Source organism: Gordonia sp. 852002-51296_SCH5728562-b, assembly GCF_001665475.1.
Classification (GTDB): domain Bacteria; phylum Actinomycetota; class Actinomycetes; order Mycobacteriales; family Mycobacteriaceae; genus Gordonia; species Gordonia sputi.
On record NZ_LZMI01000065.1, the window covers coordinates 85,518 to 110,240 of the forward strand.

Genomic DNA, 24,723 nt, shown 5'->3' on the forward strand with positions numbered 1-24,723 from the left:
CGGTGGCGATTCAAACCGTCGCCACCGCGATCAGTGTGTCGCAGTTGACCTCTGCGGGCCCCTCGGATGCCAGCCGTTCGAGGAACACCTGCCGCACCTGTGCGATCTGCTCGTCGTCGAGTGGTGTGAGTGCGCCACGCATCCCCGTGCCCACCACCAACTTCCAGGCGAAGTCCGGCGTGCACTCGATGCGCAGTCGGTACACCGACGTGTCGACCTTCTGGGCGCCCAACGTCGTGAACCATTGCGAGACAGACTCTTCGGTGTCGATATGACTGATCGGCATCCGACTCCCGCTACGCGGCCCTTGATGTGACGTTTCGCCTGCCACCTCCGCAACCGATGCGCGGTAGATCTCGCTGAACTCACGAAGGCTGTCGGCGTGCCAGATCGACGCCCCCATCCGCCCTCCCGGGCGCAGCAGACTCAACACGTTGCGCACGGCGTCGTCCATGTCCGGAAGGAAGAAAATCCCGAACGAACACGCCACCACGTCGAAAGGTGTTACGCAGGGCGATGTTCCGGCTTTCAATGCCGTGACGTCGGCGACGACGCAGTCGATCTCCAGACCTTCGTCAGCCGCATTGGCAGCGGCGATGTCGAGTAGTTCGGACGCGAAATCGACTGCGACGACCGTGCCTGCCGATCCGGTAGCCCGAGCAGCGGGTAGCGCACTCGCTCCGGTCCCCGAACAGATGTCGAGGATGCGCTCCCCTGGCCGGATGTCGAGTTCGTCGACCAGAGCCTGACCCGCAGGCCCCACAGACTCGGTCGCAAGGCGTCGAAATCGGTTCCGATCGAATTGAACAAGCCGATTAACCTGAAACCCGCCGCATGATCTGTCATGCAACCCACCGTAGTGACACCACACCCTTAACGACAATGGTTGTCAGCGAACGGTGAAAGGCGGCGTCCAGTGGTTGTGGAGGTTCACTGGTTGTGGAGGTTCACTGCTTGCCGAGCGCCGATTCGAGTCGATCGACGAACTCCGCCTGCGCGGGGTTCAGCTTCACGCGCGCCTCGTCGAGGCCACACCACTGCGCCCGATCGACTTCGGGAAATGTCTGCATACACCCCGACCGCGGCGGCCACACCATCTCGAACGTGTTGCTGACGACGGTGTCGACGTCGACGTCGCCCTCGACAGCGAAGGCGGTGACGACCTTGCCGCTTTTCTGGCGCACGTCACCGAGTTCGATGACCTCGCCTCGAGGAGCGGCGTGCCCGATCTCCTCGGCGAACTCGCGGCGCGCCGTGTCGAGCGGAGACTCGTCGGCCTCCGGCAGCCCCTTGGGCACCGACCACGCGCCCTCGTCCTTGCGCGCCCACAGCGGACCACCCGGGTGCGCGATGAGTACCTCGACTCCCCCGAAAGAGCCGCCTTCGATCGAAGCTGCCCCGCCGGTCCGTCGAAATACCAGGAGCCCGAAACTGTGTCGGGAAGTGCGCGTGTCCACGCAATATATTCTGGCGGAAACAGGGACGTCACACGATCGCGTCGTGTCCGAAACGTCCGATAAGTAGAACAATGATCCGTGACCGTTCTCGACACGATCAAACATGGCAGAAAGGCCGCCCGCGCGGTCGACGACATCCCACCGCTGGCGCGACTGTTCCCTCTGGGCCTACAGCACGTGATGGCGATGTACGCGGGAGCGGTAGCCGTTCCGTTGATCGTCGGCGGGGCAATGGTCGGCGCAGGGCAGATGCGCTCGGACGAGATCGTGCACCTGATCACGGCCGACCTCTTCGTCGCAGGTATCGCCACGATTGTGCAGGCGGTGGGATTCTGGCGCTTCGGAGTGCGCCTCCCATTGATGCAGGGCGTGACGTTCGCGGCCGTCGGCCCGATGATCACCATCGGCCTCAACCACGGCATCACCGCGATCTATGGCTCGGTGATCGCGTGCGGCCTGTTCATGATGCTCGTGGCGCCCATCGTCGGACGGCTCATCAGATTCTTCCCACCACTGGTGACCGGCACGATCATCTTGATCATCGGTATCTCACTGATGAGTGTCGCCGCAGGTTGGTTCGGCGGTGGCACCGCGAAGGGTGAGGACTTCGGTGCTCCCAAGTCCATCGCCTTCGGCTTCCTCACGCTGCTGATCATCATCCTGCTCGAACGATTCGGGCCACCCGCGGTCAAACGTGTCTCGATCCTCCTCGGCCTCGTCGCAGGAACACTCATCTCGATTCCGTTCGGGATGACCGACTGGAGCCACGTCGGATCGAGCTCATGGTTCGCCGTGCCCGAACCGTTCTACTTCGGCTTCCCCAGCTTCGACGTCAGCTCGATCATCGCGATGATCATCGTCGCGTTGGTCATCATGACCGAGACGACCGGCGACATCGTGGCCGTCGGTGAGATCGTCGACGAGAAGATCACGCCGCAGCGTCTGGCCGACGGCATGCGCGCCGACGGTGCAGGCACCGTGCTTGGCGGCATCTTCAACACATTCCCGTACACCGCGTTCGCGCAGAACGTCGGGCTGGTGGCGATCACCAACGTCAAGTCGCGCCACGTCGCAACGTGCGCGGGCGTCATCCTGGTGATCCTGGGTCTGGTTCCCAAGATGGCCGCGATCATCGAGGGCATTCCTCAGCCCGTGCTCGGTGGTGCGGGCGTGGCGCTGTTCGGCATGGTCGCCGCGAGCGGCGTGCGGACGTTGACCAAGGTGAAGTTCAACAACTCCAACATCCTGGTCGTCGCGATCTCCATCGGCGTCGCGATGCTCACCGAGGCGAGCCTGTCGTACACCAACGACGACAAGATTCCCGTTGCGCTCGATCTCTACGCCAAGTTCCCCGACTGGTTCCAGACCATCTTCCACTCGGGAATCTCGGCGGGAGCCATCTGCGCCATCGTGCTGAACCTGGTCTTCAACTGGCGCAGCACATCTACCGATCCCGTCGATTATCACAACACCGGTGAAATCGACGTCGCTGGCGACAACGTCGGGATCTCGGGGTCCGACGCTCCGCGCGGGGCCGCATTCGATCCGCGCGACGCACTCGCCGCCGCGGACCCGAACACGAGTCCGCAGACGCTACGCATCCTGGCCGACCACGACCCCGGGCTGCATCCGTTCATCGTCACCAACCCGTCGGCACCGAAGGATTTGTGCGACGAGATCAAGGCTCTCGGCGATCCGAAGGTGACGAGCCTGTTCGACAAGTGGGACGACGTCACCGACGGCAAGTTCTCCAGCCGCGGACAGGACACACCGGCCTGAGCTGGGATGGGCCCAGCAGCGGGGACGCTGGAACTACCGCAGCACCTTCTCGATGGCCTTGCCCTTGGCGAGTTCGTCGACCAGCTTGTCGAGGTAGCGGATCTTGCGCATGAGCGGGTCGTCGATCTCCTCGACACGCTTGCCGCAGACGACGCCGGTGATGAGTTCTGCGCGCGGGTTGAGCTGCGCGTCGTCGAAGAAGTCCGCGAAGGTGGTGCCGTCCTCGATGTGACGGGTGAGCGCGGCGTCGTCGAATCCCGTGAGCCAGCAGATGACCTGATCGAGTTCGGCTTTGGTGCGACCCTTGCGCTCCACTTTGGCGACGTAGAGCGGGTAGACGTCGGCGAAGCTCGTAGTGAAGATGCGGCGCATTCCTCGACGGTAACGGGTCGCCGGGCCGTCTCCCCGCGCCACCAGCGGATGAGTCCTATCGTTGGTGCATGTCAGACAGCCCCGATCCCGACAGCCCCGACCCCGACGATCCCGACATCCCACACGAGCAGCCTCACGAGTCGGCGTTCGCTTTCGGCGACGCCACCCCGATCGGCGAGACCGATCGTATCGCCCGCGAGAAGGCCATCTACGAGGCCGCCCGCCACGGCAATGACGTCAATCGCGGTCACGCGCTCGGCGGCAGCGACGGGACCACCGAGGGGCAGTGACGCCGTCAGCCCGGCGGTGCCATGACAACGGGTCACGTCAGCAAGTCCTGACGCGCCGCGATGGCTGGTGTCCGACTCGTCCGTAACCGTGTAGATACTGAAGACATGGAGATCCTGAGTAGTCGCATCCTGTTGCGGTCGCGTGATCCCGAGGCTCTTCAGCACTTCTACCGCCACAAACTTCATCTCGCGATCGCGCGTGAGTACCCGGGCGGCCTGGTCTTCCACGCGGGCAACGGCTTGATCGAAGTACCCGGCCACATGAGTACCGACCTGCCCGACGGCCACGCGAACGGGGCCGCGCTGTGGATTCAGGTGCGCGACGTCGCCGCGACCCAGCGCGAACTGAGCGCAATGGGAGTCGACATCCGCAGGGAGACGCTGACCGAACCGTGGGGCCTCATCGAAATGCACGTCGTCGACCCGGACGGACGCACCCTCATCCTCGTCGAGGTACCTGCCGATCATCCGCTGCGGTTGGACAACCGCTGAGTTCGGCATCCGGCGCTGCAAGCACGACATGCGAGACTGAACGCATGAGCATCTGGACTGCGCCCCTCGCCGACCGCCATATTCAGGCCACCGTCGACCTGCCCGGGTCGAAGTCCATCACCAATCGCGCGCTGGTACTCGCCGCGCTGGCCGACGGACCGTCGACAATCACCGGAACCCTGCGCAGTCGCGATACCAACCTCATGCTGTCCGCGCTCACCGAACTCGGCGTCGGAGTCCGCGTCGACCCCGCCGATCCCACGACCGTCTCCATCGAACCTCGGCCGCTGCATGCGGGCGAGGTGTTCTGCGGCCTGGCCGGAACAGTCATGCGATTCCTGCCGCCGGTGGCCGCGCTCGCCTCCGGCGACGTCGCATTCGACGGCGACCCACAAGCCCGACAGCGCCCACTCACCACCATCCTCGCTGCTCTGCGCGACCTCGGGGTGGGCGTCGACGGCGACAGCCTGCCGTTCGTGGTGCACGGCACGGGCTCGGCCGACGGTGGCACGGTCACGATCGATGCGTCCGGGTCGTCGCAGTTCGTGTCGGGACTCCTGCTTGCCGCAGCGCGATTCGACAACGGGATCACGGTGCGACACGTCGGAGCGCCGGTGCCGTCGACGCCGCACATCGACATGACCGTCGAGATGCTCGCCACCGCGGGGGTCGTCGTCGACACGTCACAACCCGATACCTGGCGCGTACCCCCGAGTGTGATCAAAGCCGTCGACGTCGCTGTCGAACCCGACTTGTCCAATGCCGCAGCGTTTCTCGCGGCGGCCGCGGTCACCGGCGGTGAGGTCAGCATCCCGCGTTGGCCCGCGACAACAACACAGCCGGGTGCACAGATCGTCGACATTCTCGCCGAGATGGGCTGCACCGCAGAACTTTCCGACGGCGTGCTGACGGTGCGCGGGCCAGAACGACTCACCGGGATCAGCCGGAACCTCCGCGACATCGGCGAGCTGACTCCGACGATCGCCGCGGTGTGCGCGCTCGCCGATGGGGAATCCCTGTTGAGTGGGATCGCCCACCTGCGCGGCCACGAGACCGACAGGCTTGCCGCGCTCGCCACCGAGATCAACAAGCTCGGTGGTGATGTGTCCGAGACCGACGACGGGCTCATCATCCGACCGGCTCCGCTACATGGCGGACAATGGGATTCGTATGCAGATCACCGCATGGCCACGGCAGGCGCGATCATCGGCCTTGTGGTCCCCAGCGTCACCGTCGACGACATCGAGACCACGTCGAAGACGTTGCCCGACTTCCCCGGAATGTGGCAGCAGATGGTCGGACATCCGTGATCTACCGCGCGGCAAAGGCTTTCACAGTGTGTCCTGACGGAGGACGCCGGTGAGCCGCCGCGCGAGCAGCTACGACGAATCCGATGTACGGATTCGTCCGGGCAAGGGCAGCCGACCGCGCACCAAGACCAGACCGACACACGACGACGCGCAACATGCGATGGTCGTCTCGGTCGACCGGGGCCGCTGGGGCTGCGTGATCGACGGAGACCCCGACCGACGCGTGGTCGCGATGCGCGCCCGCGAACTCGGCCGCACACCTGTGGTGGTCGGCGACGACGTATCGCTCGTCGGCGATCTCTCCGGCGATTCCGGAAGCCTTGCACGCATCGTGAAGGTGGCGGAGCGTCGAACTGTATTGCGGCGCACCGCCGATGACACCGACCCCTACGAGCGCATCGTCGTCGCGAACGCCGATCAACTCCTCATCGTGACAGCAATGGCCGACCCTCCCCCACGCACCGGATTCGTCGAAAGAGCGCTCGCGGCAGCGTACGTCGGCGGGCTGTCACCGATCCTGTGTCTGACCAAGACCGACCTCGCCTCCTCGGACGAATTCGCTGCCGCATTCGCCGACCTCGACCTGCCGGTTGTGCGTGCGGGGCGCGACGATCCACTCGACGACGTGCTGGCATTACTCACCAATCACCGCACGGCGCTCATCGGACACTCGGGGGTCGGAAAGTCGACGTTGGTGAATCGCCTTGTCCCAGAAGCGGAACGAGCAACCGGGGTCGTCAGCGGCGTCGGCAAGGGACGCCATACGTCGACGCAGTCGGTTGCACTGCCACTGCCGGGCGACCACGACAAGCCGCGCGGCTGGGTGATCGACACACCGGGTATCCGCTCGTTCGGCCTGGCGCACGTCAGCGCCGACGACATCGTGAACGCCTTCGACGATCTCCACGAAGCGATCGAGAACTGCCCGCGCGGGTGCACCCACCTCGGACCGCCCGCCGACCCCGAGTGCGCACTGGACTCGCTGACCGGACACTCCCACCGGCGCGCCATGGCGGTGCGGCACCTGTTACGGGCGGTCAGCGACACAAAGGAGACCGGGACGAAGCAGAGCGGGGAGAACTGAACATCGCGGTCAGGTTTCCGGCGCGCAATGTCGCACCGGCCCTTCGCATTTCGACCTGTCACGCTGTCATATCCCCAGGCGGCCCGCATACCTCTCGAACGATATCCAGCACGGCGCCCGCCGCCTTGTCAGGCTTCTGGTAGCCGAGTGGGCTACGTAGATCACCCAGGTGAGATCCCGGTCGACACAGGGGACGATACCGGCTCCGGACTGATCGGCCGCAACGCTGGCGGGAACCGCTGTCACACCAAAACCACTGCGTGCCAACTGAATTCCAAAGACCTGATCGGCAACCTCGATGACCGAATGCCGCGTCGGGATCTCGGCGTCGATGATCGTTCGGGTTCCCCAACCAGGTGGGTAGTCGATGACGCGCTCGTCTGCGAGGTCGTCGGCGGCGAAACGTCCCGCGCGCGCAAGCCGGTGGTCGGGATGAGTAACCAGTACCAGCGGCTCGGCGGCCAACGCGTACGAGGTGATCCCCGACAGATCGCGTACGCGACCACCCAGCAGCGTCAGGTCGAGGGAGCCATTGCGCAGATGCCGGACGTTGCCCGCGCTGCCCTGCGGACTCTGCCGCATGGCGATTGAGATGCCCGGATGACGGCGATGGACCACCTCGAACGCCCCGGCGAGGTTGATCGTGGCGACGTTGACGAGGGCTCCGAGCACTACCTCGCCACGGACCTCGCCTCGCATCCCGGCGATCGCGTCACGCACCTCGTCCCGTGCGCGCAACGCTTCCCGCGCCGGGGCCATCGCCGCCCGCCCGGCGTCGGTCAACACCAGCACGGTGCGCGTCCGGTCGAAGAGCTTTGCACCGAGTTCGTGCTCGAGCTTCGCCACTCCTGTCGACACCGCGGACTGCACGACGTGCAGAGATCGCGCCGCCGCGGTGAAAGTTCCCTGGTCACAGCACGCGAGAAAGTACTCGAGCTGACGCAATTCCATTCGCATCTCCAGCAGGGTGGTCGCAGCAACGTATCAATCATCAACGATGGTGATGTCCGTATCGAAATCTATCGCTTTTCAGCATGGCCTATCCGGCTCACCATGGACTCATGACTTCGCCACAGCGCACCTCACCCAGCTCATCGGAGACGAACCCGTCCGGAACGTCCGCGACACCGTCGACGGTCACGCCGCGGTTGAGTCGACTGGTAGTGCTGCTCTTTGCGATCACGGCGGGATCATCCGCAGGCTGCCTGTACTACCTGCAGCCACTACTGCATGAGGTCGGCGACGATTTCCACATCTCGACCGCTGCCGCAGGTCTCGTCGTCTCGGTCACTCAGGTCGGCTACCTCATCGGTCTGGCACTCGTCGTGCCGCTCGGAGACTTCGTCAGCCGACGCATCCTGGTCGGCGGACTGCTCGTCGTCTCCTGCATCGGCCTGGCCATCGCGGCCTTCTCTCCGGCCTACGCGGTGCTGATGGTGATGGTCTTCGCGGTGGGTGTCTCCGCGTCAGCAGCGCAGGTCGTCGTGCCGTGGGCAGCAGCGGTCGCCGCGCCGGGCGAGCGCGGTGCAATCGTCGGCACGGTGATGAGCGGACTACTTGTCGGAATCCTGTTCTCCCGTGTATTCGCCGGGTTGGTTGCGCAGGTCGGCGGGTGGCGCACGGTGCTGGTCGTCGCAGCAGTGGTCCAGCTGGCGATGGCGGCCGCGGTGTGGTGGTATGCCCCGCGCACGGCGATCAGCGCCACGTCGACGAGCTATCCCCGCGTGCTGTGGTCCATCGTCACCCTGGTTCGCAGCGAAGGGGTCCTACGTCACCGCATGCTTCTCGGCGGACTGAACATGGCCGCCTTCAGCGGCATGTGGACGGCCATCGCATTCCTGCTCGCAGGGGCACACGGCTCGCAGTACCACTTCTCCGACGCCGCGATCGGACTCTTCGGACTCGCCGGGGTGGCCGGGGCGTTGGCGGCGCCGCGCGTCGGCAAACTCGCCGACCGCGGGTATCTACGCCACACCCAATACGGCGTGTGGGCGATCGAACTCCTGGGGTGGGCTCTGCTCTATTGGGGAGCACACCAGGTCATCGTGCTGGTCATCGCCCTGCTGGTGTTCGATTTCGGCGTCCAAGGCGTCCAGATCGCGAACCAGGCCGCCGTGTACTCGCTCGACGACGAAGCACGATCCCGCTTGACGACCGCCTACATGGTCGCCTATTTCGCAGGCGGGGTGCTCGGATCGGCCTTCGGCGCGTGGGCATACCAGGCCGGTGGATGGGTACTGGTGTGCGCGGCCGGAGCAGGCACGGCGATTGCCGGCATGGCACTGTGGGCCGTCTTCGCAATCAGCGAGCGCAACCATCCGCTACAGGGAGTGACCGCACACGCACGGCTACGCCAAGACACACAAGCCGGGTAGGAGCGAGGCAACATGGCGACAACCATCAGCAATCACGCGCGCGAAGCTTGGCAAACGATAGCTCCACCGGCGCAGGGCAAGCACGGCCCCCTGCCCGCGATGTTGCTGGCCATGACCTTCGTGACCGGTGTCGTTGACGCTTTCAGCTATCTCGCGCTCGGCAGAGTGTTCGTGGCGAACATGACCGGAAACGTCGTCTTCCTCGCTTTCGGTTTGGCAGGTGCCGCGGGCTTCGCAGCATGGGCTTCGATCACGTCGCTGCTGACGTTCGCCTGTGGAGCCGCGCTTGGCGGACGAATCCTACGCATCCACGACGGGCATCGCGGCAAGCAGTTGCGAACCGCGCTCGCGACCCAGGCCGTACTCATGATCGTCGCGGGCGTGGTCGCGTGGACGTTCCCGCATCCCTATCACACGGGAATCGTGGCGACGCTCATCGCACTCGTTTCCGCCGCGATGGGACTGCAGAACGCCCTCGCGCGCGGCCTCGCCGTTCCCGACCTCACGACGACAGTTCTCACGCTGACGATCACAGGGGTGTTCGGGGACAGCCGCGTGGGTACCGGCAGCGGCAGCAGAGCCGGCCGCAGGGGGATGTCGATCGCCACCATGTTCGCGGGAGCCGTCGTCGGCGGCGTGCTCGTGATCCACGACCTCGCACCATGGGCAGTGACCGTTGCGGCCGTCTGCGTCGTCAGCCTGGCATTCGTGTCGCGACGACTCGCGCGATCGACGAGCGACTGGGTCACCGCCGGCCGATGAGCCACGCTCTCGTGTGACCACCCGACGAGCGTGTGACCACCGACGAGCGTGTGACTAGCGGCGCGCCCGGCGACGCATCCGACGCCTGCGGCGAACCTCTTCGATAGCCGTCTTGAGACCCATCGCCTGGTCGAGACCGGCGAAGCGTCGCTCCGACGCGGTCTCGGGTGCGTCGTCGGCCGAATCACGCAGGAAGCGGTCGGGCAGTGCGAGTTTGTTGATGGTCCGTAGCGTCTTCAAGTACTGGACCCACAATGATCCCGTCGTATAGGGGAGGTCGTACTTGTCGCAGAGTTCGCGCACGCGCACCGAGATGTCGGCGAGGCGGTTGCTCGGCAGATCCGGGTAGAGGTGATGCTCGATCTGGTAGCAGAGATTGCCCGACATGAAGGCCATCGCCGGGCCGGCGTTGAAGTTCGCGGAGCCGAGCATCTGCCGCAGGTACCACTGGCCAGGCGTCTCGTCGTCGAGGGTGTCGACCGTGAATTTCTCTGCGCCGTCGGGGAAGTGACCACAGAAGATCACGACGTAGGCCCACAGATTGCGGATCACGTTGGCGGTGAGGTTGGCCGTGAGCGTATGCATCAAGTTGGGGCCGGTCAGTGCCGGGAACAGAACGAAGTCCTTGCCCACCTGCTTGCCGATCTTCCGCGCGAACAGCTTGAGTTTCGGAATCGTGACCTCACGCGGACGCTCGCCCGCGCGGTACTCGCTGAGATCGAGATCGTGCAGCCCGATCCCCCACTCGAACGTCAGCGCGAGAAACAGGTTCATGAAGGGTTGGAGGAGGCGCCGCGGTTCCCACGGCTCGTCCCGCGTGACCCGAAGGACCTTGTAACCGACGTCGTGGTCCATGCCGAGCACGTTGGTGTACTTGTGATGGACGTAGTTGTGCGAGTGCTTCCAGTGCGGGGACGCGCACACCATGTCCCATTCCCACGTCGTGGAGTGCACCTCGGGATCGTTCATCCAGTCCCACTGCCCGTGCATCACATTGTGGCCGAGCTCCATGTTCTCGATGATCTTGGCCAACGCCAGCGAACCGGTGCCGAGCAACCACAGTGAACGACGATGCGAACCGAACAACGCGAGTCGACCGGCAACTTCGAGGGCGCGCTGCGCGAGGATGGTCCTGCGCAGGTAACGCACATCCCGCTCGCCGCGTTCGGACTCGATCTTTCGTCGCAGAGCATCGAGCTCGGCGCCGAGGGCCTCGACATCCGCGTCAGTCAGATGTGCGTATTCATTGATGTCGGTGATAGCCATTGCACTCCATTATGTCGCACGCGGCGTGTGTGCGACACCCACCCTACCCGCGAGTAACCGCAGGCAGCGTGAGGTCGCCGTATTCACGATCAGGCAGCGCGCGTTGAACGTGCTGTAACCACCGTCGGCGCTGCCGCACGTCCTCGACGCCGATCACGCAGCGACCGAATCGCACTACGCAGCCCGCGTCGACGTCCACTCACCGGATCGACCACCGACTCGAGGCGCACCCCCTCGTCGAGTCCGGTCTTGAATCGACGCTCCGACGCCGTCTCGGGAGCGTCGTCGGCAGTCGCCTTGAGGTACTTGTCGGGCAACGACAGCTTGGCGATCGTTCGCCACGACTTCGCGTACTGCAGCGGGAACGACCCCGTCGTGTAGGGCAGGTCGTACTTGTCGCAGAGCGCCTGGACGCGAACGGCAATCTCGGCGAGCCGGTTGCTCGGGAGGTCGGGGTAGATGTGGTGCTCGATCTGGTACGAGAGATTTCCGCTCATGAAAGCGAGCAGGAATCCGCAGCGAAAGTTGGCCGATCCCAACATCTGTCGCAGATACCACTCGGCCTGCGTCTCGCTGTCGACGTCCTGCTTGGTGAATTTCTCCGCACCGTCGGGAAAATGCCCGCAGAAGATCACGGCGTTACTCCACACATTGCGGATGACGTTGCCCAGCGCGTTCGCAGTGGCTGCCTTGCCGAACGCGCGAGCCGACGCCCGGGCGTCTCCCTTGGTCACCGCGGCGGTTGCCGCAGCCGCAAGACCGGGGTAGATCACGTAATCCTTGCCGACCTGGCGACCGATCTTGTTGCCGACGTCGGCTAGGTCGCGGCGGAACTGCGCTTTGGCCTCCGGTGTACGACGCTTCTTGCCGATCTCCAGGTGCTGCGCGGCAACTCCCCACTGGAAGAAGAGCGCGAGCAGCGTGTTGTAGACGAGGTTGCCGTAGTTGAACGGACGCCACCGCTGGTCGCGCGTCACGCGGAGCAGTCCGTAGCCCACGTCGTCGTCCATGCCGAGCACGTTGGTGTACTTGTGATGGATGTAGTTGTGCGTGTGCTTCCAGTGGGCCGAGGGGTCGGTGTTGTCCCACTCCCACGTGGTCGAATGCACCTCGGGATCGTTCATCCAATCCCACTGCCCGTGCATCACGTTGTGGCCGAGTTCCATGTTCTCGACGATCTTCGCGACGCCGAGCGCCGTCGCGCCCGCCCACCAGCACGAGCGACGCGTCGAACCGAAGATCAGTCCGCGGCCGACCAACTCGAGGCCGCGTTGAAAGCGGATGGTGTTGCGCAGGTACCGCGCGTCCCGCTCCCCTCGGTCTGCCTCGATTTCGGCACGGATCTTGTCGAGTTCACGGCCGAGTTCTTCGATGTCAGCCTTGCTCAGATGTGCGTACTCCGGGATGTCGGTGATCGCCATGGGCGTCCTCACTGGTCGCGGATGGTCAGGGGCGACGGGAGAGTCGGCTACGCCTACGTTCCCGTAACTTACGTAAGCGTAGGTTACGGGCATCGGGCTGTCCAGACCAAATGGGGGGTGTTCTGTGGCGAACGGCAGTGAGGTTGATCGCAACGGTCAGGACGCAGTCGCCCCGACGAGTGGCCCGCATGCGAATCCCAGCCGTTGCGACGCGATGTCGAGCGCGCGGCGATACTGTTCACGCTTGCGGCGATGGGTGAGCATGAATCGGGTCGACGCCGCGAGCCGCAGCGGCATCGGAGCCCACTTGTCGAAGTCGACACCGCAGTTGGTGAAGACCTTGAGCGGGACCTCGTCGGCGATCAGCCCGATGTTGTACATCGCAAGGCAGCAACTGATACCGACCGCGGCCTGTGAATGTTGGCGCGCCACCACGCCGATATCGGTTTGGTAGAGCGGCACCGAATCGAGCTTGCCCAGGAAGGCGAGGTGGGTGAGGAAATAGGCGGCGTAGGTGGAGAACTGGACGATCGCCGATCCGGAGTTGATGGTGAGCACCCGACCACCCTCCGAAACGTAGGGATCGTCGGTTGAACGCTCACGCAGGATGTAACCGGTGCAATTGACGACCCAACTCCCCGGGACGACGGGAATCTCCTCATGACTACGGAACACCAGCTGCGGCATGCCATCTCGATCGACGACGTCGACAAGGTAATCAGTGACAATGCCGCTGAGCGCAGCCGAGATGGCGTCGCATTCAGATGGTGAGAGGTTGCCGTTCAAGAACCGACGCGACTCGGGCATCGGGCTGATTCCATACCGCGCGCGGTAGGCGGCGGTCACCTGCTGATCATTTGTCCCGTCGTACATGTCGGCAAACGAGCTGAAGACCTGGCTGGCGGGTTTGGCTGCCCACCATCTGCGCATTCCGATTGGGAAAGCAGCCTCGCGATTGTTGAAGAACGTCCCGGCACCGGCCACCAGATGCACTTCACGTCCGGGATTTCTGGTGGTGATCAGATAGGCGGTGTCCATGGCGGTCTTGCCGCCGCCAATGATCCAGACCGGCGTATTGGTGTCGGTGAAGTCATTCTCGGAGAAGTCGAAGAAGTCGGGCGAGACCGACTTCACCTGCGAACTGCTCAGCGCGAGAGGCTGATTGGGAGTCACGTTGAATCCGTACGCGTTGATCAGGATCGGCGTGTCGAGGACGAGTTTCCCACCCGCGGGGTCGCTGAGATGGACGCGCACGCCGTCTGCGTGTTCATCGAATCGGTCCATCGTCCATCCGTAGTACTCGTCGAGCGCGACTCGTTCCGCGAGAACGTCGCGGCAGTACCGCAGGTGATCGAGGACCTCTGGCTTGGTCGCAAGGTAGTCGGGCGCACGACGCAGCCTCCAGGCGATGTCGCCGGCGGTGAAGAACTCATATGGCTGATGAAGCCGGACATAGGAATACGTGTCGTTCCACATACCACCCGCATCCGGACGACGATCGACGAGAGCCGCCCGAGCGCCCGCGTCGAGGTATTCGGTTGCCACGGCGAGAGCATTCAAGCCCGCTACTCCCGCGCCGACGATGCAGAGGTCGACGTTCGCCACCGCTACGGCACCTGCACTGTTCTGGGATGCCATTGGTTCTCCCGAATTCGGAGCGTGGCGGCAGGTCCGCTGCGTTTATCCCATTGTCCCGGTTTGGCCACCCACCAAAAAGCCCCAGCTTTCGGGGACAGAGGCGCTAGTGATCGCCTGCGTCGGCGAGCAGTTCGTACCCGAGTAGATCCTCGATCTTGCCCGCCGAGCTCGCGGCAAGCGGCTGGGTGCCGAACTCGTTGAAGCCCGCGCGCAGCGCAAGGCGTTTGCTGCCCTCGTTGGAGTCGGCCGCGAACATCGTCAGCCTGCGCAGACCGAGGACGTCGAAGCTGTGCCGCACCGACGCGGGGAACGCCTCGCCGAGCACGCCGGCACCACGCGCCTCGGGATGCGTGTAGAAGCCGATCTCGGCGCCGACCACCGGATCGATCTTGAACAGCGAGATGTCTGCGAGATAGTGGTCCGTTTCCTTGTCGGCGACGGCCCAGGTGCAGGTCTCCCCTCGCGCAGCGGTCCACCACTTCCTGGTGCGCTCGGCCGCGGCATGTTCGACGGTCAGCGGGTCGGGCCTGCCGAACAGGTACTTGCGCGAGATCGGGTCGTCGAGCGTCTCTCGAATGCGCTCGTCGTCCTTGGCCTCCAGGGGCCGCAGGCGGAACCGCTCGGTTTCGAAAGTCGTTGCGTGCCAGACGGTCTTGGGTTCGAAACTCTCGCCGGCGTGCCACTTGCCGCACCAGGCGTCGACGACGCCGCTGTTCATCTCGAGCCAGTCGGGAAGCCGACCGACCAGAGTGAATCCCGCGGCGTGCGCAGCGCGCAGACTGGTGAGGTTGCCCTCGGCGGCCTCCCAGCGCACGACCTCGACGTCGCGGTTGTCGACGGCGTACTGCATCGCCAACACCATCGCGCGCCGCACGAGGCCTTCACCGCGAGCATCGGGATGCAACCCGAAACCGATGTCGACGATCCGGCCGGGCCCACGGAGATCGATACTTCCGGCGAACCGGCCGTCGTGCTCGATGGCCCAGATCATCGACGTCCCGTTACGCCATCCCTGCAGTGCATTGATGATGAACCGCTCGGCGTCGGATCGACCGTACGGCGATGGCATCTTGGCCCATCGCATCGTCAGGGGATCGGTGGCATATCCGACGATGCGATCGACGTCGTCGGTCTGATGTGCCCGCAGAGTGATGGTGCCATCGGTCAGCATCGGGACATCACTCGTCGCGGTCAGTTCAATCAGTTCAGCTCGCACGCGGATCCACCTCCGTGGTCGACAGCCTCGCCCACAGAGCCTAACGCGTCGACCAACCCGGCGACGGGGAACACAGGCGCCGAGGCGCCCGAAACGCTCGTGAGCTGCGCATTCGCCGAGGATTTCGGCGATTCGTCATACATCGAGTGTGCAGTCACCCGCGGCAGCGCTCACGCAGGTCTGTATTCGTTCGCCCGCGACATGCTCGTCGCCGGATCGAAGATCGCGCACGCACCCCTTGTCGAGCATGACCACGCAGCTCTGACAGATGCCCATGCGGCATCCGAACGGCATCAACACACCGGCCTGCTCCCCCGCTTCGAGCAGGGTTGTCGCGCCGTCCACCTCCGCGGTCTGCCCCGTGCGTCCGAAGGTGACGGTCCCGCCCTGCGCGCCGACCGCGCCACGCTCGAGAGCGAATCGCTCGATGTGCAGGCGATCGGAGGCATCTGCATCGATGAACGCCGCTTCGACCATTTCCAAGAAACCGCCCGGCCCACACGCCCACGTTTCGCGTGTCCGCCAGTCGGGGCTGAGCTCGTCGAGCGAATGTGCGGTGACCTTGCCGTCGGCCCTCGTGTACTGCACGTGCAGGTCGATGAGTCCGCTCTTCTCCATCTCGACGAGTTCGTCGGCAAACAGCAGATCGTCGGGCGTCGGCACCGAGTGCACCACGCGCACGTCTGTCGACTGTCCGCGATGGCGCATCATGCGCAGCATCGAGATGATCGGGGTCAGTCCGCTGCCAGCGGTCAGGAAAAGCACTTTGCCCGGCAGTGGCTCGGGCAGAACGAACTCACCCTTGGGCGCGGCCAATCGCACGACTGTACCCGGCTCAAGTCCCTTGACCAGGTGCGTCGACAGGAAACCCTCGGGCATGGCCTTGACCGTGATCGCGATGGTGCCCTCGGTGCGCGTCAGATCCGGCACCGAGGTCAACGAGTACGACCGCCACGTCCAACGCCCCTCGACGAGCACTCCGATTCCGATGTACTGCCCGGGCGCGTAGTCGAGCGTGAATCCCCACCCCGGCTTGATACGGATGGTGGCGGAGTCGTCGGTTTCCGGAGTCACCGACACCACCTGGCCGCGCAGTTCACGCGCCGACCAGAGCGGATTGGCCAGGTGGAGATAGTCGTCGGGCAACAGCGGCGTGGTGATCCGCGCGACCGCAGCGCGTGCCCACCGAGCCCCACGACTACGCGCTGCCACCCCCGACACCGGCTCTTCAAACCGTTCCCGCAGCTCCCGCAGGTTCACCGTTCCCACTCCTCGTCGTGCGACCGCATGTTGGACGGAGCCCGCAATCGGGGCCCCGAAGACCTCACGCGACAACTTTAACCTACGGAACCGTAGGTTAGGGAATGAGTGGACTCCGGGACAGCCCCAGAGCAGTTCAGAGCCCCAGAGCAGTTCAAAAGCCCCAGAGCAGTCCAAAAGCCTCAGAGCAGTCCAAAAGCCTCAGAGCAGTTCGAGGAGGAACGGTAGCTCCTGGGTCGCGTACCACCCCAGGTCGTGGTCTTCGACGTCGCCGACGGCGAGTTCGGCGTCCAGGTCGCCCATGTCCGCGGCGTCGATGACCACGACGGCGTTACGGACAGCACTTTCGGCATCGGCGCCGTCGACCAGCACAGACGCGATCGCCGACTTCGCGATCGGACCGGAGACCTTCACGACGGCGTCGTCGAGGTCGGGACGCAGTGTGGCTCCGTCGACGTCGGCGGCAACCACGGCACGACGAGGCGGTAGGCGGGGTGTGTCGCCGGGCTTGGCAGTCGCCTCGTCGGCTTCGAGGTCGGCCTCCGCGTCGGGGTCGCCCGGCTCGGGGGCTTCACCGGCCAGCAGACGCAGCGACGCACGCGCGGCCTCGCGGATCGCCGCCTCCGCCAACTCCTCGTCGTCACCGGAGAAGTACGACTCGCGCAACGCCGGAGTGAGTGCGAAACCCGTCCCGCCGACCGGGCGGAACTCCCCGGTCTCGTCGAGTTCGAGCAGCATGGTCAGCGTCGCCGGAAAGTAGACCCTCACCGCGTGTTTCCTCCTACGACATCCTCAGCGTGTTACCTGGATTCACGCGCTTTTAATGGAATCCGTGCTTTACCTGGATTCCACCCATTTACCTGGATTCCGCTGCCAACACTAGTGGGCGTCGGCGAGTTCCTCGTACGACTCGCGGACGTAGTCGCCGATGAGCGAAGGGTCGTCGATCACACCACGATCGGCGGTGAACCCGAACTCGATCGACCCCGCATACTCGCACACGCCGACAGACAACGCGCGTCCGGCGACCAGGCCGGGTACGACGAACAGGTTGGACACCTTGTGGCCCGAGACGTACTGGGGCGGAATCGGCACGGTGTTCATCGCGACCGGCACGTTGTACCCGCGGCGGTCGAGTGACCGGAACGCGCGCGAACTGAGTTCCGCGAACGGTATGACACCCAGCTCGCTCAGCAACGGCTGCGTCGACGGTGAGACGCGTCGTGACGACTGCGCATAGCGATTGGCCAGCCCCGCGACCTGAGCGAGTCGGACCAGCGGATTGGACTCCCCAACCGGGAGGTCGGTGACAAACCGCGGCTCGTCGGTGACGATCCACGTCTCGGGTGACTCCTCGTGCGCAAGTACCCCGGACTGTCGCGCGCCGAGCGGAAGCACCGCCCGCACGGTGTCGCCGAACCGACCCTCCGCGTCGATGGACAGCAGCCAATGGCGCATCGCACCCGTGATGATCGCGAGCTCGACGTCGTTGACGGTGCATTCGTTGCGTTCGGCGATCTTCGCGACATCGCGCCGTGGCACCGACGCCGAGACAAACGTGCGGGTCGACGACCCGGGCGCGTTCAACAGGCTCGACGGTGCCGAATCCGTGAGCTGCTGCACCAGGCGTCCTGCGCGGCGGACCGTACCCACCACCACGGACTTCGCCTCACCGAGCAATCCGTTGCCACCGATGACCGAATCAATCAGCTCTCCCGGGCGCGCCAACGCCTCGGCCAGCGCACTGACCGCCAACGACGCCGAACCGGGTGGGGGCCCGGGCATCCAGACATCCACGGGCAGTGCGGCGACGTCGGGTTCGTCGTCGCAGATCAGCTCGCTCATCTCGGCGCCACCGCCGTCGATCAGACAGCGATGCGACTTCGTCAGGATCGCGAACCCGCCGTCCTCGAGTCCCTCGATCAGATACATCTCCCACAGCGGTCGGCTGCGGTCGAGGGGCCGCGACATCACGCGGGAGACGAGATCTTCGAGATCGGCCATCGTTCCCGGCGACGGCAGGCCCGATCGGCGGATGTGGAAATTGATGTCGAAGTCGGGGTCGTCGGCCCAGACCGGACGGGCCAGCCCGAGGGTGACCTCCAGGACCACCTTCCGATACCGCGGCACGAGTTGCAGTCGGTTCTCGACGAGCCGCACCAGCGCCGGATAGTCGAGGACGGGTGGTTCCGACTTCTTTCCGCGTGTCCGACTGGTCGCGAGATCCTTTGCCGCGGAACGCTTCTTGCCGTTGGTTCCGGGAAAGACGATGACGGCACCGAGGTGATTGGTGACACCTGCGCCGTCGAGGAAGTAGGAGATCGCCTCGCGCGGAGACAGCCGGTTCGCCACGCGATGATCCTAGCGCCGCGGACACCGTCGCCGACATCGCGATGGCGATACCCGCCGCATCGCATGGGCGCGCCCCGCGAACGTAGTCATCCGAGTGTCAGGACGACCAGCTGCCAGCGATACTCGACGCGGGTCGCCACCGGACTGTAGCGACCACGAGCCGCCTGCCCAGCTACGCGAACCCGGCACGGCACGCGTTCGATACGCCCCGCGAACGCCCGCGACCTGCCCTGCCGCGAGTACGTCCCGAAGATCTCTGCCGATCCCGCGTCGCACATCTGGACGTGGACGCGTCGAACGGTGGGGATGCACATGTCGTGGCCCGCCGCCCCGGCCCGCGCGAGGGCGTCGATCTGGTCGTCGACCTGGATTCCGACCCGATGCTGCAGATGCGATGCGGGCCTGCGGCGCGCGATGACCTCGAAGATCATCGTGAGCGTGCCGACCGAGAAGTCCCGCGCCGCAATGGCGGTTGCGCCGGAACCAGTGCGGGAAGTCGCACGAGCCGCGGTGCGGGTACTGGCGCCCGGCATCTCCGGCGCGCGGCGAGCGGGGGCGGCAGCGGACCTCTCGTCACGCGTCGAGCCGGTCAGGGACCCGCGCGTCTCGTAGTCGGGCGCGGGCACTATCCGGATACGACTCGACGCCGGACTCGCTTCGATATGCGACGGCTGATCAGTGTAGGTGTTGGTCATGGAAACTCGGACGCACGCGAGGTACGTCCGGTTCCATGAACGTCAGAGAATTTTCAGCGTCGACGTCGCTTGGACTTCGGCGGCTTCGCGCCCTCGCGTTTTCCGCTGGCACGCGCGGCGGCCCGACGCTCCCGACGCGACGCGGCCACGAGTGCCGGATCGTCGAGTTCCTCTTCCTCCGAGTGCACGGACGTGCCACCGTCCTCGTCGGGCCCGGAGTACGTCATCGGGACGTCGGACTCGGCGTCGACGCCGACAGCACGCAATGCGGCCGGTGCCTCGCTGTTGCCCGACGCGCCATTCTGCGATGCCCCGTTACCGGACGCCGCCGCACCTGCCATCGCGGGCTGACGGGCGGCGGCCGCGGCTGCAGTCGCCGCAGCGGAAGCGGGTGTGACAGTGGGAGCGGGCTCGGCCTGCACCTGCACGTTGTACAGATACTGGAGGGTCTCCTCCTTGAGGCCCTCGAGCATCCCGACGAACATGTCGTAGCCCTCGCGCTGGTACTCGACCACCGGGTCACGCTGGGCCATGGAGCGCAGGTGGATGCCCTCGCGGAGGTAGTCCATCTCGTAGAGGTGATCGCGCCACTTGCGGTCGAGAACACTGAGCAGGATCGTGCGTTCGAGCTGCCGCATGGCATCCTCGCCGCCGATCGCGGTGATCTCCTCCTCGCGCTTCTCGTACGCCTTCTGCGCGTCGTCGACGAGGATCTCTTTGAGTTCGTCGGCCGAGATGTCGTCGCGCTCACCGAACTCGTTCTCGCCCACCACTTCTCGCGGGTCCAGCTCGATCGGATAGAGCGCACGCAGAGCGGTCCACAGCTCGTCGATGTCCCAGTCCTCGGCGTAACCCTCCTCGGTCGCGCCGTCGACATACGCGCCGACGACCTCGGCGATCATCTGCATGATCTGCTCGCGATGCTCGGTGCCCTCGAGGATGGTGCGACGCTCGGCGTAGATGACCTTGCGCTGCTCGTTCATCACCTCGTCGTACTTGAGGACGTTCTTGCGGACCTCGAAGTTCTGCTGCTCGACCTGGGTCTGCGCGCTGCGGATGGCCTTGGTGACCATCTTCGCCTCGATCGGGACGTCGTCGGGCAGGTTGACGCGGTTCATGATCGTCTCGAGGGCCGCGCCGTTGAAGCGTCGCATGAGTTCGTCGCCGAGCGAGAGGTAGAACCGTGACTCGCCCGGATCGCCCTGGCGGCCGGAACGTCCGCGCAACTGGTTGTCGATTCGACGGGATTCGTGACGCTCGGTACCGAGCACGTACAGACCGCCCGCATCGCGCACGGCGTCGGCTTCCTCCGCGGCCTCGCGGCGCGCGACGGTGATCGCCTCTTCCCACGCCTCCTCGTACTCGTCGGGGGTGTTGACCGGATCGAGTCCGGCTTTGCGCAGGCGGGTGTCGGCGATGATGTCGGGGTTACCGCCGAGCACGACGTCGGTACCGCGACCGGCCATGTTGGTGGCGACCGTGACCGCTGCGGGTCGACCGGCCTCTGCGACGATCTGCGCTTCCTGCTCGTGGAACTTGGCGTTGAGCACGGTGTGCGGGATGTCGCGCTTGGCGAGCTGACGCGACAGGTACTCCGACCGTTCGACGCTCGTCGTACCGATCAGAACCGGCTGACCCGCCTGGTGGCGCTCGGTGATGTCGTCGACGACGGCGGCGAACTTCGCCTCTTCCGTCTTGTAAATCAGATCGCCCTGATCCTTGCGGACCATCGGCTTGTTGGTCGGGATCGGGAGCACGCCGAGCTTGTAGATCTGGTCGAACTCCGCGGCCTCGGTCTCCGCGGTACCCGTCATGCCCGAGAGCTTGTCGTACAGACGGAAGTAGTTCTGGAGCGTGATCGTGGCGAGTGTCTGGTTCTCCGCCTTGATCTCGACGCCCTCTTTGGCCTCGATCGCCTGGTGCAGACCCTCGTTGAAGCGACGGCCGTCGAGCACGCGACCGGTGAACTCGTCGACGATGAGCACCTCACCGTTGCGGACGATGTAGTCCTTGTCGCGGTGGAAGAGTTCCTTGACCTTGATCGCGTTGTTCAGATAGCTGACCAGCGACGAGTTGGCGGCCTCGTAGAGGTTGTCGATGCCGAGCTGATCCTCGACGAATTCGACGCCCGCCTCGTGCACGCCGATCGTCTTCTTCTTGATGTCGACCTCGTAGTGGACGTCACGCTCGAGCAGCGGCGCGATACGCGCGAACTCGGTGTACCACTTGCTCGATCCCTCGGCGGGACCCGAGATGATCAGCGGTGTCCTCGCCTCATCGACCAGGATCGAGTCGACCTCGTCGACGACGGCGAAGTTGTGGCCACGCTGCACGAGATCCTCGAGTGCATGCGCCATGTTGTCGCGCAGGTAGTCGAAGCCGAACTCGTTGTTGGTGCCGTAGGTGATGTCGGCGGCGTAGGCGACCTTGCGCTGCTCGGGAGTCATCCCGGTCAGGATCACCGCGGTCTCGAGACCTAGGAAGCGGTGGACGCGTCCCATCCACTCGGAGTCGCGCTTTGCCAGGTAGTCGTTGACGGTGACGACGTGCACGCCGTCGCCGGACAGCGCATTGAGGTAGGCGGGCAGCACACAGGTCAGGGTCTTGCCCTCACCGGTCTTCATCTCGGCGATGTTGCCGTAGTGCAGCGCGGCGCCACCCATGATCTGCACGTGGAAGTGCTTCTGGTCGAGAACGCGCCACGCGGCCTCGCGAGCGACCGCGAAGGCCTCGGGCAGCACTTCGTCGAGCGTCTCGCCCTCGGCGATCCGATCCTTGAACTCGCCGGTCTTGGCCTGCAGTTCGTCGTCGGACAGCGACGCGATCTCGTCTTCCAACGCCTCGACGTGCGATGCGATCGCATCGAGTCGCTTGACCATGCGGCCTTCGCCGACGCGCAGCAGCTTGTTCAGCACCGTGGATCGAGTCCCTTACTCATGTCGACTACTCACGAAATACGGCCTGTGCATGCGAGTGCATGAACGCAGGCCGTATTCCATGGTACCGACGTCGCCTGAAGGGAGCCTGATCGGTGCCCCGTGGCTGTCGATCAGACGAGCCGAATCAGTCCGTAGTCGAAGGCGTGGCGGCGGTAGACCACCGAAGCCTGATCGGTTTCCTTGTCGTGGAACAGGAAGAAATCGTGTCCGACCAGTTCCATTTCGTAGAGGGCGTCGTCGACGGTCATCGGGACGGCTGGGTGTTCCTTCACGCGGACGATCTGTCCTGGTGTGTGGTCATCGACGCCGTCGTCCCAGGTTTGTGCACCGTCGACGGTGCCGGGGTCACCGGGGAGTTCGTCGACGGTTAGTTGGTCGACTCGCAGTGGCGGTGCCCCCACCTCGGTCGCCTCGGCCACCGAGAGCGGCCGACGGTTGCCGTAGTGCACGCGTTTGCGGTCTTTCACCCGACGCAATCGGGACTCGACCTTGTCGAGAGTGGCCTCGAGCGCGGCGTAGAAGTTTTCCGCGCATGCCTGCGCACGGACGACAGGCCCCTTGCCGGTGGCCGTGATCTCCACCTGCTGGCACGCCTTGGACTGCCGCGGATTGCGTTCGTGATTGAGTTCGACGTCGAATCGGTAGACGTTGAGGTCGAACCTCTCGAGTCGCGCGAGCTTGTCGCGGACGTAGATCTGGTAGTGCTCGGGTATCTCGACATTGCGCCCGGCGAAGACGACCGTGGCGTTCGGTTCGGCCGGCTCGTCGGACTCGACTGTTCCGGGGGGCCGCACAAAAGCGAATTCTGCGTCGTACTCGTCGGTGGTGGCACCGACCTTTGATTCACGCCGACCCTTGCGATGGACGACTTGCGACATTCGACTACCTCCTGGGTGTGCTACCACCACCCGATCTCGTCGAAAGATCTACGGAACCCATCGAGGTCTGTAGAGCCCGAAAGCCGTTGTGCGCAAGGAGAACCCGCTGTGACTTACGTGAAGCACCAGACGATTCGCGGCAACTGAGGTCAGGAAATGGCGACTCATTCATGCCAACCGGCGGTTGACAACCAGTGTCAGGGGCTTCACCTCCCGTACCGGGACTCGGCTACCTTCTGCAACCTCGACCGTAGTCGGAAGTTTGCCTGTTAGCCATCGATATGACGGCTCGTCGCCACGTTGATTCGAGTACGGGACCAACGGCCCAGCGGGTGCCCGCTCGGCAGATATCCACAGGCTCACATGAATCCACAGTTGTGCGTCGGATCGCAGCCGCACCACGGGTGTCCTTCGGTCGAGCGTGCAGGCTCGGGTCCATGTCAGGAATCGCCCGACGGCACGTCCGCGCGATCGCACGCGCCGGCGTCGACCTCATGATCCCGGTGACCTGTGGCGGTTGCGATGCTCCGGGACCGCGCTGGTGTGCACGCTGCGCGGCGCTTCTCGCCGACGCTCCCGTGATGCTCTCCCCCAGGGTCCCGGTCGGTGTCGGGGTGTGGGCGCTCGGGCGCTATCGCGGTCCACATCGCAAGGCGGTGATCGAGCTCAAGGAACACGGCCGACGCGATCTCGCCGCCCCGCTGGGGCACGCCTTGGGCGACGCACTGCGCACGCTGAGTCGCTGGGGCGAGATCCCACCCGCGTCGCGGCTGTCTCTCGTTCCCGCTCCGACGCGGCCGCTCGCGGCACGACGACGCGGCGGCGACACCGTCACGGCCATCGCCGCCTGCGCAGCCGGTGAGTTGGGGCAACGCACGTCGGTGCGTCCGTTGTTGACCATCCGCCCCGGAGGACGCGACTCCGCGGGACTCGACGCCAGGGCGCGGCGTCGAAACCTCGCGCAGCGCGTCGGCGTCCGGTCACCGCCGACGCGGACCGACCGTTCACCTCGCACGGCGACGGTGCTGGTCGACGACGTGATGACCACCGGCGCGACAGCAGCAGAATCAGTCCGCGTGCTCGCTGAACACGGCGTACGCGTCGACCTCGTCGCCGTCATCGCCGGCGCATGACAGA

22 protein-coding genes are annotated in these 24,723 nt (G+C 65.1%); 8 read left to right on the forward strand and 14 right to left on the reverse strand.

Annotation, left to right across the window (positions count from 1 at the left end):
* Nucleotides 1–10 precede the first annotated feature (10 nt).
* Together A5766_RS12480 and A5766_RS12485 are read right to left on the reverse strand one after the other, a co-directional pair.
* Nucleotides 11–763, reverse strand: coding sequence for a class I SAM-dependent methyltransferase (locus A5766_RS12480; RefSeq protein ID WP_005202214.1), 753 nt, complete (start codon nt 761–763; stop codon nt 11–13).
* A gap of 184 nt (nt 764–947) precedes the next feature.
* The gene (locus A5766_RS12485) at nt 948–1,457 is read right to left on the reverse strand and encodes an NUDIX domain-containing protein (protein WP_197501446.1); all 510 of its coding nucleotides are present in this window, start codon (nt 1,455–1,457) and stop codon (nt 948–950) included.
* Between the two features lie 78 nt (nt 1,458–1,535).
* Here A5766_RS12485 and A5766_RS12490 point away from each other — a divergent pair, with 78 nt between their 5' ends.
* A complete protein-coding gene (locus A5766_RS12490; RefSeq protein WP_064904947.1) occupies nt 1,536–3,236 on the forward strand; it encodes a nucleobase:cation symporter-2 family protein in 1,701 nt (566 codons plus the stop codon).
* 33 nt (nt 3,237–3,269) lie between these two features.
* Here the strand turns inward: A5766_RS12490 and A5766_RS12495 are convergent, their stop codons facing one another.
* The gene (locus A5766_RS12495) at nt 3,270–3,608 is read right to left on the reverse strand and encodes a DUF2200 domain-containing protein (RefSeq protein WP_064865058.1); all 339 of its coding nucleotides are present in this window, start codon (nt 3,606–3,608) and stop codon (nt 3,270–3,272) included.
* A gap of 68 nt (nt 3,609–3,676) precedes the next feature.
* Between A5766_RS12495 and A5766_RS12500 the strand changes: the two genes are divergently transcribed.
* The 4 genes from A5766_RS12500 (at nt 3,677) to rsgA (ending at nt 6,784) form a co-directional block, all read left to right on the forward strand.
* Nucleotides 3,677–3,898, forward strand: a complete 222-nt coding sequence (locus A5766_RS12500) for a hypothetical protein (RefSeq protein WP_064904949.1) — start codon at nt 3,677–3,679, stop codon at nt 3,896–3,898.
* A gap of 105 nt (nt 3,899–4,003) precedes the next feature.
* The gene (locus A5766_RS12505; protein WP_064862032.1) at nt 4,004–4,390 is read left to right on the forward strand and encodes a VOC family protein; all 387 of its coding nucleotides are present in this window, start codon (nt 4,004–4,006) and stop codon (nt 4,388–4,390) included.
* A 44-nt stretch (nt 4,391–4,434) separates the two neighbouring features.
* Nucleotides 4,435–5,700, forward strand: coding sequence for a 3-phosphoshikimate 1-carboxyvinyltransferase (aroA, locus tag A5766_RS12510; protein ID WP_064904950.1), 1,266 nt, complete (start codon nt 4,435–4,437; stop codon nt 5,698–5,700).
* Between the two features lie 49 nt (nt 5,701–5,749).
* Nucleotides 5,750–6,784 carry a ribosome small subunit-dependent GTPase A gene (gene rsgA, locus A5766_RS12515; protein WP_064862034.1) on the forward strand — a complete coding sequence of 345 codons (1,035 nt, stop codon included), beginning with the start codon at nt 5,750–5,752 and terminating at the stop codon, nt 6,782–6,784.
* A 66-nt stretch (nt 6,785–6,850) separates the two neighbouring features.
* Here rsgA and A5766_RS12520 read toward each other — a convergent pair whose 3' ends face one another.
* Entirely contained in the window at nt 6,851–7,741 is an 891-nt protein-coding gene (locus A5766_RS12520; protein ID WP_231894632.1) for a LysR family transcriptional regulator, read from the reverse strand.
* 104 nt (nt 7,742–7,845) lie between these two features.
* On the opposite strand from A5766_RS12520, the gene A5766_RS12525 reads away from it, so the two are divergent.
* Nucleotides 7,846–9,159, forward strand: coding sequence for an MFS transporter (locus tag A5766_RS12525; protein WP_064904969.1), 1,314 nt, complete (start codon nt 7,846–7,848; stop codon nt 9,157–9,159).
* Between the two features lie 12 nt (nt 9,160–9,171).
* A complete protein-coding gene (locus A5766_RS12530; RefSeq protein WP_064862036.1) occupies nt 9,172–9,921 on the forward strand; it encodes a YoaK family protein in 750 nt (249 codons plus the stop codon).
* A gap of 54 nt (nt 9,922–9,975) precedes the next feature.
* Here the strand turns inward: A5766_RS12530 and A5766_RS12535 are convergent, their stop codons facing one another.
* The 10 genes from A5766_RS12535 to hpf form a co-directional block, all read right to left on the reverse strand.
* Nucleotides 9,976–11,187 carry a fatty acid desaturase family protein gene (locus A5766_RS12535; RefSeq protein ID WP_064904951.1) on the reverse strand — a complete coding sequence of 404 codons (1,212 nt, stop codon included), beginning with the start codon at nt 11,185–11,187 and terminating at the stop codon, nt 9,976–9,978.
* A gap of 89 nt (nt 11,188–11,276) precedes the next feature.
* Nucleotides 11,277–12,608 (reverse strand): fatty acid desaturase family protein, encoded by a 1,332-nt coding sequence (locus A5766_RS12540; RefSeq protein WP_064862038.1) that lies wholly within the window; start codon nt 12,606–12,608, stop codon nt 11,277–11,279.
* Between the two features lie 156 nt (nt 12,609–12,764).
* On the reverse strand, nt 12,765–14,246 hold the full coding sequence (locus A5766_RS12545) for a hypothetical protein (RefSeq protein WP_064862039.1): 1,482 nt from the start codon (nt 14,244–14,246) through the stop codon (nt 12,765–12,767).
* A 103-nt stretch (nt 14,247–14,349) separates the two neighbouring features.
* Complete coding sequence (locus A5766_RS12550) at nt 14,350–15,462, reverse strand: GNAT family N-acetyltransferase (RefSeq protein ID WP_064904952.1); 1,113 nt, start codon at nt 15,460–15,462, stop codon at nt 14,350–14,352.
* Nucleotides 15,463–15,597: 135 nt separating this feature from the next.
* The gene (locus tag A5766_RS12555; RefSeq protein ID WP_005208012.1) at nt 15,598–16,722 is read right to left on the reverse strand and encodes a ferredoxin reductase; all 1,125 of its coding nucleotides are present in this window, start codon (nt 16,720–16,722) and stop codon (nt 15,598–15,600) included.
* Between the two features lie 201 nt (nt 16,723–16,923).
* A complete protein-coding gene (locus A5766_RS12560) occupies nt 16,924–17,490 on the reverse strand; it encodes a DUF6912 family protein (RefSeq protein WP_005208011.1) in 567 nt (188 codons plus the stop codon).
* Between the two features lie 111 nt (nt 17,491–17,601).
* Complete coding sequence (locus A5766_RS12565) at nt 17,602–19,074, reverse strand: wax ester/triacylglycerol synthase family O-acyltransferase (protein ID WP_005208010.1); 1,473 nt, start codon at nt 19,072–19,074, stop codon at nt 17,602–17,604.
* An 86-nt stretch (nt 19,075–19,160) separates the two neighbouring features.
* Nucleotides 19,161–19,769 carry an Rv3235 family protein gene (locus tag A5766_RS12570; protein ID WP_005208009.1) on the reverse strand — a complete coding sequence of 203 codons (609 nt, stop codon included), beginning with the start codon at nt 19,767–19,769 and terminating at the stop codon, nt 19,161–19,163.
* A 53-nt stretch (nt 19,770–19,822) separates the two neighbouring features.
* Nucleotides 19,823–22,684 (reverse strand): preprotein translocase subunit SecA, encoded by a 2,862-nt coding sequence (secA, locus tag A5766_RS12575; RefSeq protein WP_064904954.1) that lies wholly within the window; start codon nt 22,682–22,684, stop codon nt 19,823–19,825.
* Nucleotides 22,685–22,818: 134 nt separating this feature from the next.
* Complete coding sequence (hpf, locus tag A5766_RS12580) at nt 22,819–23,586, reverse strand: ribosome hibernation-promoting factor, HPF/YfiA family (protein ID WP_005208007.1); 768 nt, start codon at nt 23,584–23,586, stop codon at nt 22,819–22,821.
* 437 nt (nt 23,587–24,023) lie between these two features.
* Here hpf and A5766_RS12585 point away from each other — a divergent pair, with 437 nt between their 5' ends.
* Nucleotides 24,024–24,719: a ComF family protein gene (locus tag A5766_RS12585; RefSeq protein WP_005208006.1), complete on the forward strand. Its 696-nt coding sequence runs from the start codon at nt 24,024–24,026 to the stop codon at nt 24,717–24,719.
* The last annotated feature ends 4 nt before the right edge of the window (nt 24,720–24,723 follow it).

What these genes read in the sequence shown, in the direction of transcription:
- A5766_RS12520 (WP_231894632.1), bottom strand. Translation starts at nt 7,741, where the DNA reads ATGCGAATGGAATTGCGTCAGCTCGAGTACTTTCTCGCGTGCTGTGAC.
- aroA (WP_064904950.1), top strand. Translation starts at nt 4,435, where the DNA reads ATGAGCATCTGGACTGCGCCCCTCGCCGACCGCCATATTCAGGCCACC.
- A5766_RS12525 (WP_064904969.1), top strand. Translation starts at nt 7,846, where the DNA reads ATGACTTCGCCACAGCGCACCTCACCCAGCTCATCGGAGACGAACCCG.
- hpf (WP_005208007.1), bottom strand. Translation starts at nt 23,586, where the DNA reads ATGTCGCAAGTCGTCCATCGCAAGGGTCGGCGTGAATCAAAGGTCGGT.
- A5766_RS12500 (WP_064904949.1), top strand. Translation starts at nt 3,677, where the DNA reads ATGTCAGACAGCCCCGATCCCGACAGCCCCGACCCCGACGATCCCGAC.
- A5766_RS12570 (WP_005208009.1), bottom strand. Translation starts at nt 19,769, where the DNA reads ATGACCAACACCTACACTGATCAGCCGTCGCATATCGAAGCGAGTCCG.
- A5766_RS12535 (WP_064904951.1), bottom strand. Translation starts at nt 11,187, where the DNA reads ATGGCTATCACCGACATCAATGAATACGCACATCTGACTGACGCGGAT.
- A5766_RS12540 (WP_064862038.1), bottom strand. Translation starts at nt 12,608, where the DNA reads ATGGCGATCACCGACATCCCGGAGTACGCACATCTGAGCAAGGCTGAC.
- A5766_RS12545 (WP_064862039.1), bottom strand. Translation starts at nt 14,246, where the DNA reads ATGGCATCCCAGAACAGTGCAGGTGCCGTAGCGGTGGCGAACGTCGAC.
- A5766_RS12505 (WP_064862032.1), top strand. Translation starts at nt 4,004, where the DNA reads ATGGAGATCCTGAGTAGTCGCATCCTGTTGCGGTCGCGTGATCCCGAG.
- A5766_RS12495 (WP_064865058.1), bottom strand. Translation starts at nt 3,608, where the DNA reads ATGCGCCGCATCTTCACTACGAGCTTCGCCGACGTCTACCCGCTCTAC.
- A5766_RS12530 (WP_064862036.1), top strand. Translation starts at nt 9,172, where the DNA reads ATGGCGACAACCATCAGCAATCACGCGCGCGAAGCTTGGCAAACGATA.
- A5766_RS12585 (WP_005208006.1), top strand. Translation starts at nt 24,024, where the DNA reads ATGTCAGGAATCGCCCGACGGCACGTCCGCGCGATCGCACGCGCCGGC.